We start from the raw sequence: 7,700 nt of genomic DNA, 5'->3' as shown, positions 1-7,700 counted from the left end.
GTGGTGGTCTCTAACCACCGCAAGAACACCGCCGCCTGCGTTTCTCTTTCCAAATCAACAATGTCAAAGACCCGAGAGCCACCAAAGCGACCCAATCGTTTAGCGCCCGATCTCGGCGGAGGCGGCGATTTAGTCGCCTCGGAAGTCCGTGTCAACCGCCCTCCGAAGAGGATTTCGACACCGTCGCCAACCCGTGAAGGCCGGCTCGTCCAACCCCTGGAGGTTGGCGGAGGCGGCTCTCTAAGGAAGGCCGATCTCCGTGTCAACCGGGTCTTTTCAGACCATTTTGCGTTGAAGAACAAAGCCTTCAGGCCGCAAAAAACCGTCAGGAGAAGCGAGAGGCTTCCCTCTGATTTCGTCGCCGAGCGATTCGATTGGAGCGCGGAAACTATGTCAGCTGGACTACAGAAGCAAGAAGTTTTTTGAACTTCCCGTTTCCGGTGGAACCTTCAGGCTTTCGCCTCAAAGGCCCCGCTGGCCAGCCCGTCTCCGAGCGAGGCGGCGATGTACGACCGCCCCCGCCGAAGAGCAAGCGGCTTTTTCAGGGCAGGCCCACTTTCTCACGGACTCGCGCTCGCCCGACGGCGGTCATTTCGGGCGGAGCCGAGCGCCCTCCCCTACCCCGCGGCGATATAGGTCCTGAGGCTCTCGGCCTCCTGCGTCGCCTCGGCGATCTGGCATTTGACGACGTCGCCGATCGAGATGACCCCGGTCAGCCGGCTGTCGCTCATCACCGGCAGGTGGCGGATCCGGCGGTCGGTCATTCGCCCCATCAGGATGGCGACGGTCTCGGCCGGTTTGGCGAAGACTACCTCGGCGGTCATATAGTCGGAGACCGGCTTGCCGAGCGCGGCCGCCCCATCGGCGGCGACGGCCTTGACCACATCCCGCTCGGAGAAGACCCCGGCGACCCGGTCCCCGTCACAGACAATCAGGGCGCCGACGCGCTTGTTGTCCAACTCAGCGCAGGCTTCAGCGACGGTGGCGGCGGGCGCGAGGGTGAAGACCGCCCCTCCCTTGCCCTTGAGGATTTCGGCGACGAGCATCAGGCGTTTCCTTCTCTATCGTTGTAGAGAACGACGCCGGCAGGGCTCGTGATCGGGCCTGTCGGGCCGCTTCAGGGCCGAGGATCGCCCAACCCGGCCCCGGACGCAAATCCCTCGGGTGGTTTTCCGAACCAGCGGGCCAGCGGACCGATCAGCAGGAGCCCGGCCAGGAAGCCGAAGGCATGGGCCTCCCAGGCGATGCCGGCGCCGTCCGCACCCGGCGCGAAACCGATCAGACCCGTCACGGCGTTGAGGATCAGGATGACCACGCTGGTCGAGATCACGCTGCGGTCGGTCAGGGGCCGCACCCGGCCGTGGGTCCCGAGCAGCCGGATCGCGCCGCCCAGCAGGCCGGTGACCGCTCCGGAGGCGCCCACCATCGGCGCGTCGGAGCCCAGATGGACAAGGCCGTATCCCAGGGTTCCGGCCAGACCGCAGACTATATAATAGGCGAAAAAGATGAATCCGCCTTTCGCGCCCGAAAACAGGCGGGCGATCGGGGGGCCGAAGGCGATGGCGAAACCGGCGTTCATCAGGGCGTGGGCCCAGCCGCCGTGCAGGACCATGCTGGTCAGAATCCCCGGCCACCAGCCGCCGGTCGTCAGGGTATTGGGGAAGAAGGCCCAGCGCAGGCCTTCATCGGGCAGCCGCTCCTGAAAGAAGAACAGCACGGGGATCGACAGGGCGACCAGAAGCGGCGCCAGGGGGGCATTGAAGATCTTCTCGTCCTTGCCGTCGCCGGGCGGCGGCTCTTGCGGCTGCCAGAGGGGCGGGGCCGAAGGGGGAGACTCGAATCTGTCCTGCACGGGATCCATTCCGACGGCATGCGCGGAGAATTCTGCAATCTCAAGCGCTTCTTAATAACCCTAACGCATTCTGGCACATGGGTTGGTTACCGGCCCGTCAACCAGATTCCGTGCGGAGACCCGGAATGACCACTGCCAGGATGCGCCGGACGGCCCGCGCGGGAGCCCTCATGGGGACCGTGTGCCTCGCCGCCATGAGCCCCGCGCTCGCGTTCGCCCAGACGACGGGATCGGCCGGAGCTTCGAGCTTCCAGGCCGGATACGGCAACGCCCGCTATGCGGTGACCCAGCCGTCGAGCGGATCGACGCGCGACGCCAACGGCAACCGGCTGATCGTGGACGGCATCATCCAGAGCGGCGCCTCCAGCTATTCCAGCGCCAGCTCGGGCGCTTCATCGGCCTATGCGGGGGCGGGATCGTCCTCGTCCAGCAGCAGCGGCGGCACGACCATCGGCGGCGCGACCGCCATCGGCAACAGCCTGAACGTCGTGGTTCAGGGCAACCATAACACCGTGATCGTCAACTCCAGACAGACCAACACGGGCAATATCAGCGCCGGCACGGTGCTGAACGGGACCCTGGACCTCGATGACTGATCGCACTCCTTCCAAACGCTTCCGCGCCCTGACCGCGGCCTGCGCCATGGCCGCGCTTGTCGCCGGCTGCGCCGTCAGCCCCGTGGCCGGACCGAACGGCCAGTACGCCGCCCCGATCGGCAACGCCCCGGTGACGGCGAACCCGACGCCCTATTCGACGGCGCTCTACTGCCTGTCGGACTATGCGCGGCGCTACAACCTGCCCTCGCCGCGGATCGCGGTCGGCCGGATCAGCGACTACACCGGCTCGGTCTCCTCGGACGGCGGCCGCCAGATCACCCAGGGCGCCTCCCTGATGGCCTATTCGGCCCTGGCCAAGGCCGGCGCCCGGATGGTCGAGCGTTACGACACATCGATCTCGGAGCTGGAGCTCCGCTACGCCAACAACAAGCTGATCGGCGACGAGGGCGCGGCCGCGGGCGGCGCTCCGGACAGCAACAACTACCGCCGCATCCTGGCCGGCCAGGTGCCCGGTTCGGACTTCTACCTCGTCGGCGGCGTGACCGAGGTGAACTACAACATCCGCTCCGCCGGGGTGGACATCGGCCAGGGCGAGGTCGACTCGGCCCGTCCCGGCTCGGCCCTGCTGCAGGGCAAGATCTTCGTCATGAACGTCGCCATCGACCTGCGTCTGGTCCAGACGACCTCGATGGAGGTGGTCGACGTCATCTCCTACCAGAAGCAGATCATCGGCCGGGAGATCTCGGCCGGCGTGTTCGACTTCCTGGACGGCAACGTCTTCGACATCTCGGCCGGCACGGGCGGGATGGAGCCGGTCCAGCTGGCGGTCCGTTCGCTGATCGAGCGCGGCACCCTGGAGATGATGGCCAACCTCTACGGCGCGCCCGGACCGCAGATCTGCCTGGACGCCGCCCACGATCCGCTGGGCTCTGTCGGCCCGACCGGCGGCTACTACCCCGCCTATGCAAACACGGACAGCAACAATGGCCAGACCCGCGCCGATCCAAATCGCTGGCATGCTGGCCGCGACGGTGATGTGCGCCGCAGCCGCTACTGAGGTTTGCGCCCAGACCGCGCCCGGCGCCCTGGTCCTGAACAATCAGCTGCAGCTCGGCGATGTCGTCAGCGGCCAGACCCTCAATGTCGAGGGCGCGACCGATCAGGTGACCGTGTCCAACGCCGCCACCGGCAACAGCCTGTCGGGCGCGACCCAGGGCGTGAATCTGGACATCCGCAACGTCCAGACGATGAACGGCGACACCCGCGCCACGACCGAGATCAGTCCGACCGGCGACACGGGCGGCATCGTCAACGCGACCACCCAGGCCAACGGCAACTACCTGGCCGCCGGCGGCTATGGCGGCGACGTGGCCATCGATTCCGACCAGCGCGTCGGCCCGTCCGAAATCACCGCCTCCACCGCCATCCGCGGCGGCGCCGCCCGCCTGCTGGGCGGCGCCAATGTCACCGCCGCCGCGACCGGCAACGCCACGGCCATCGCCGGCAATGTCGGGGTCATCTCCGGCGCCGTGCATCAGGTGTCGGACGCCTCGGTGCGCGCCGAGAACCTGGCCGAGACCCAGTACATCCCCGCCGGCGCCGTCTTCGGCGCCCAGGCCATCAACAACGCCGCCGCCGTGAACGGCGAAGACCAGTCGGGTCAGTCGATCTACATCGGCCAGCGCTCGACCGGCGACGCCGTCACCGCCAACACCAGCGCCAACGCCGGCAACGCCTGGGACCTGACCGGCGCTTCGGTGGCCACGGCCAACCAGGCGGTCATCGCCAACAAGGGCGGCTCGGTCGTCGCGCGGACGCAGCAGGAGAACTATTCGGCCGTCGCCTCCACCGCCGTCACCACCGCCTATGACTACGGTCGCGCCGTGGCCTCGGCCGAGGGCACGGGCAACGCCGCCTCCGTGGGCAACAACGACAAATACCTCGAGCTGGACAACAGCCAGATCAACTCGGGCGGGGTCGAGGTGCGGGCCGAGTTCTCGGGGGCCCAGGGCTATGACGCCTATGTCTCGGCCAATGCGGCGGGCAACTCGGTCACGGGCTACGCCTGCGCTGAATGCCAGGCCACGCTGAACGCGACCAACAACCAGACCAACGACGGCAACGTCAGCGCCTCGGCCAATACGACCATCTCCGGCGCCAATCGCAACGTGATCACCGGCTCCAACGCCGTGGGCAACGCGGCGACCTTCTACGTCTCGCGTCCCGGGCAATAAGACGCGCCGGGCGGGGTAACGCCCCGCTTTTCAATGAAATCGCTTGAGCGGCGGTGGGCCTGCCCTAAGGGTTAGGGGTCCGGTCGACTGACGGCGTTCGGGCGATTCCCGACTGTCCGGAGCGACCTCGAATGATTTCCCCTCGCCGCCTCCTGCTGCTTGCCGCCTCAAGCGCGGCCCTCCTGACCGCGGCGGCGCTTCCCGCCTATGCCCAGATCGCGCCTGCGGCCGCCTCGGCTCCGGCGGCGACGCCCTCCGATCCCTGGGCCCAGGCGGCCAGCGACCTGACGCCCGACGCCGGCGTCCGCTTCGGCGTCCTGCCCAACGGCCTGCGCTATGCGATCATGCGCAACGCCACCCCGCCGCATCAGGCCGCGCTGCGCCTGCGCATCGACGCCGGCTCCCTGTCGGAGCGCGACGACCAGCAGGGTCTGGCCCACTTCCTCGAACACATGGCCTTCAACGGTTCAACCCATATCGCCGAGGGCGACATGACCAAGAACCTCGAACGGCTGGGCATGTCCTTCGGCGGCGACACCAACGCCCAGACCAGCTTCGACCAGACCACCTATATGCTGAACCTGCCCAACACCTCCGACGAGGTCGTGGACGCCAGCCTCTTCTCCCTTCGCGAGGTGGCGTCGGAACTGCTGTTCGACAGCGCCGCGGTGGACCGCGAGCGCGGCGTTATCGAGGGCGAGGAACGCACCAGCGACAGCCCGGGCCGTCGCTCGCTCAAGGCCCTGCTGCCCTTCCTCGCCCCCGGCCAGCGCCTGGCCGACCGTCTGCCGATCGGTGACCTGAACATCATCAAGACGGCCCCGCGCGACCGCTTCGTCGACTTCTACCGCGCCTATTACCGCCCGGAACGCGCGACCCTGATCGCGGTCGGCGACTTCGACGTCGACGCCATGGAGGCGAAGATCAGGGCGAAGTTCGGCGACTGGACCAATACCGCTCCGAACGGCGCCGATCCGGATCTGGGCCATATCCAGCCGCGCCAGCCCGAGACCCTGATTCACGTCGAGCCGGGCGCCCAGTCCTCGGCCCAGATCTTCTGGACCGTGCCCCATGACGACTCGCCGGATAATAGCGCCGAACGCCGCAAGTCGGTCGTGCGCAGCCTGGCCTCGGCGGTCCTGAACCGCCGCCTCAGCGACATCGCCCGCAATCCCAATCCGCCCTTCCTGAACGCAGGCGGCGGCTATCAGTCCCTGTTCAACGCCCTGGACGCCGGCAGCCTGTCGGTCAGCTTCAATCCGGGCGGCTGGCAGCCCGCCATCGCGGCGGTCGAGCAGGAAGAGCGTCGGCTGGTCCAGTACGGCGTCGCGCCGTCCGAGCTGAACCGCGAGCTGACCGAGTTCCGCACCGCCCTGACCGCCGTCGCCGCGGGCGCCGCGACCCGTCAGACCCCGAGCCTGGCCGCCGGCCTGGTCGAGTCCGTCAACAACGACGAGGTGTTCACCAACCCCGCCGACGACCTGAAGCGGTTCAACGAGATCGCCCCGACCATCACCGTGGACGAGGTCAACGAGGCGGCGCGCAAGACCTTCAGCGGAAACGGGCCGCTGGTCTTCGTCACCTCCCCCGTGCCTATCGACGGCGGCGAGGCGGCCGTCACCGCCGCGCTGGAGGCCTCGCGCGCCACCCCGGTCGCGGCCCCGTCCATCGCCGCCGACGTTCAGTGGCCCTACGCCAGCTTTGGAACCCCGGCCCAGCCCTCCAGCCAGAGCGAGATCGCCGACCTGGGCGCGACCCTGGTGACCTTCCCGAACGGCGTCCGGCTGACGGTCAAACCGACCACCTTCGCCGACAAGCAGATCCTGATCTCGGTGCGCGTCGGTAACGGCATCCTCGATCTGCCGACCGACCGCCCCACCCCCGTCACCTGGGCGGCGGGCACGGAGATGACCGAGGGCGGCCTCGGCAAGCTGACCGCGATCCAGCTCGACCAGGTCACCGCCGGTAATGTCGTCGGCGTCAACTTCGGCGTCGACCAGAACGCCTTCCAGTTCGGCGGCGCGACCCAGCCCCAGGACCTGAACCTGCAGATGCAGCTGATGGCGGCCTATTTCACCGACGCCGCCTGGCGGCCCGAGCCCTTCGCCAAGACCAAGGCCGCCTTCCCGCAGGCCCTGGCCCAGGCCAGGGCCGTGCCCGCCGGCGCCTTCAGCCTGGCCGCCTCCGCCCTGCTCGCCGGCGGTGACGTCCGGTTCGGCCTGCCCAGCGAGCAACAGATCGCTGCCGCCAGCCTGGACGATCTGCGGCAGACCGTGAGCCAGTCACTCTCGCGCGGACCGATCGAGGTCATCATGGTGGGCGACGTCACCGTCGCTGACGCCATCGCCGCCGTAGGCTCGACCTTCGCCGCCCTGCCCGCCCGCACGCCCGCCGTCACGCCCTCGGCCCAGGCCCTGCACGTCGCCTTCCCCGGACCGACGGCACGGCCGCTGGAGATCCGCCACACTGGCCTGCCGTCGCAGGCTCTGGGCTATGTCGCCTGGCCGACCGTGGATTCGATCGGCGACCGCAAGCCGGCCCGGATCGTCAACCTGCTGGCCCGGGTGCTGCAACTGCGCGTCACCGATGAGATCCGCGAGAAGCAGGGCGCGGCCTATTCGCCGGGCGCGGCGGCGACTTCGTCGCTGGTCTTCCCCGACTACGGCTATGTCTTCATCCAGGTGGAGACCCCGCCCGAGGCCCTGCCCGTCTTCTTCCAGACCGCCGACGCCATCGCCGCGGGCCTGCGCGACGCCCCCATCAGCGAGGATGAACTGAACCGCGCCCGACTGTCGGCCATCGAGTCCATCCGGCGAAGCCAGGCCGGCAACGGCTATTGGCTCGGCGCCCTGAAGGGGGTCCAGATCGACCCCACCCAGATCGAGGCCATTCGCACCGTCATCTCCGATCTGGAAGCCATTACCCCGGCGGACCTGCAGAAGGCCGCCCAGACCTATCTTCAGCCCGACCGCGCCTGGCGCGCCGAGGTGACTGCGCCGGCCGCACCAGCGGCGGCGACAACGGCCCAATGACAAAGAAGGCCCCGGAGCTTGCGCT

General features: G+C 68.4%; 7 protein-coding genes. 5 read left to right on the top strand and 2 right to left on the bottom strand.

The features are described 5' to 3' along the window. On the top strand, positions 1–426 hold a 426-nt coding region (locus tag AC1ROD_RS18265), incomplete at its 5' end, for a hypothetical protein (RefSeq protein ID WP_492949677.1). 191 nt (positions 427–617) lie between these two features. Here the strand turns inward: AC1ROD_RS18265 and AC1ROD_RS18260 are convergent. Next, positions 618–1,046: a CBS domain-containing protein gene (locus tag AC1ROD_RS18260; RefSeq protein WP_492949676.1), complete on the bottom strand. Its 429-nt coding sequence runs from the start codon at positions 1,044–1,046 to the stop codon at positions 618–620. 71 nt (positions 1,047–1,117) lie between these two features. After that, positions 1,118–1,852 (bottom strand): rhomboid family intramembrane serine protease, encoded by a 735-nt coding sequence (locus AC1ROD_RS18255; RefSeq protein WP_492949675.1) that lies wholly within the window; start codon positions 1,850–1,852, stop codon positions 1,118–1,120. Positions 1,853–1,977: 125 nt separating this feature from the next. Here AC1ROD_RS18255 and hfaA point away from each other — a divergent pair, with 125 nt between their 5' ends. The 4 genes from hfaA (at position 1,978) to AC1ROD_RS18235 (ending at position 7,675) form a co-directional block, all read left to right on the top strand. Then, a complete protein-coding gene (gene hfaA / locus AC1ROD_RS18250) occupies positions 1,978–2,448 on the top strand; it encodes a holdfast anchoring protein HfaA (RefSeq protein WP_492949674.1) in 471 nt (156 codons plus the stop codon). Continuing rightward, on the top strand, positions 2,441–3,466 hold the full coding sequence (gene hfaB / locus AC1ROD_RS18245; protein WP_492949673.1) for a holdfast anchoring protein HfaB: 1,026 nt from the start codon (positions 2,441–2,443) through the stop codon (positions 3,464–3,466). Before hfaA ends, hfaB begins: the two co-directional genes overlap by 8 nt. Then, on the top strand, positions 3,393–4,643 hold the full coding sequence (gene hfaD / locus AC1ROD_RS18240) for a holdfast anchor protein HfaD (RefSeq protein WP_492949672.1): 1,251 nt from the start codon (positions 3,393–3,395) through the stop codon (positions 4,641–4,643). Before hfaB ends, hfaD begins: the two co-directional genes overlap by 74 nt. A gap of 131 nt (positions 4,644–4,774) precedes the next feature. Next, complete coding sequence (locus tag AC1ROD_RS18235; RefSeq protein WP_492949671.1) at positions 4,775–7,675, top strand: M16 family metallopeptidase; 2,901 nt, start codon at positions 4,775–4,777, stop codon at positions 7,673–7,675. Positions 7,676–7,700: the final 25 nt, after the last annotated feature.

It is taken from the genome of Brevundimonas sp. GW821-FHT12E07 (genome assembly GCF_058807035.1).
The sequence above is the reverse complement of the archived record's forward strand: the minus strand, read 5'-3'. Positions and strand labels throughout refer to the sequence as shown.

Excerpts from the sequence above, each read along its gene's own strand:
- AC1ROD_RS18235 (WP_492949671.1), top strand. The coding sequence starts at position 4,775 with ATGATTTCCCCTCGCCGCCTCCTGCTGCTTGCCGCCTCAAGCGCGGCC.
- hfaA (WP_492949674.1), top strand. The coding sequence starts at position 1,978 with ATGACCACTGCCAGGATGCGCCGGACGGCCCGCGCGGGAGCCCTCATG.
- hfaB (WP_492949673.1), top strand. The coding sequence starts at position 2,441 with ATGACTGATCGCACTCCTTCCAAACGCTTCCGCGCCCTGACCGCGGCC.
- AC1ROD_RS18260 (WP_492949676.1), bottom strand. The coding sequence starts at position 1,046 with ATGCTCGTCGCCGAAATCCTCAAGGGCAAGGGAGGGGCGGTCTTCACC.
- hfaD (WP_492949672.1), top strand. The coding sequence starts at position 3,393 with ATGGCCAGACCCGCGCCGATCCAAATCGCTGGCATGCTGGCCGCGACG.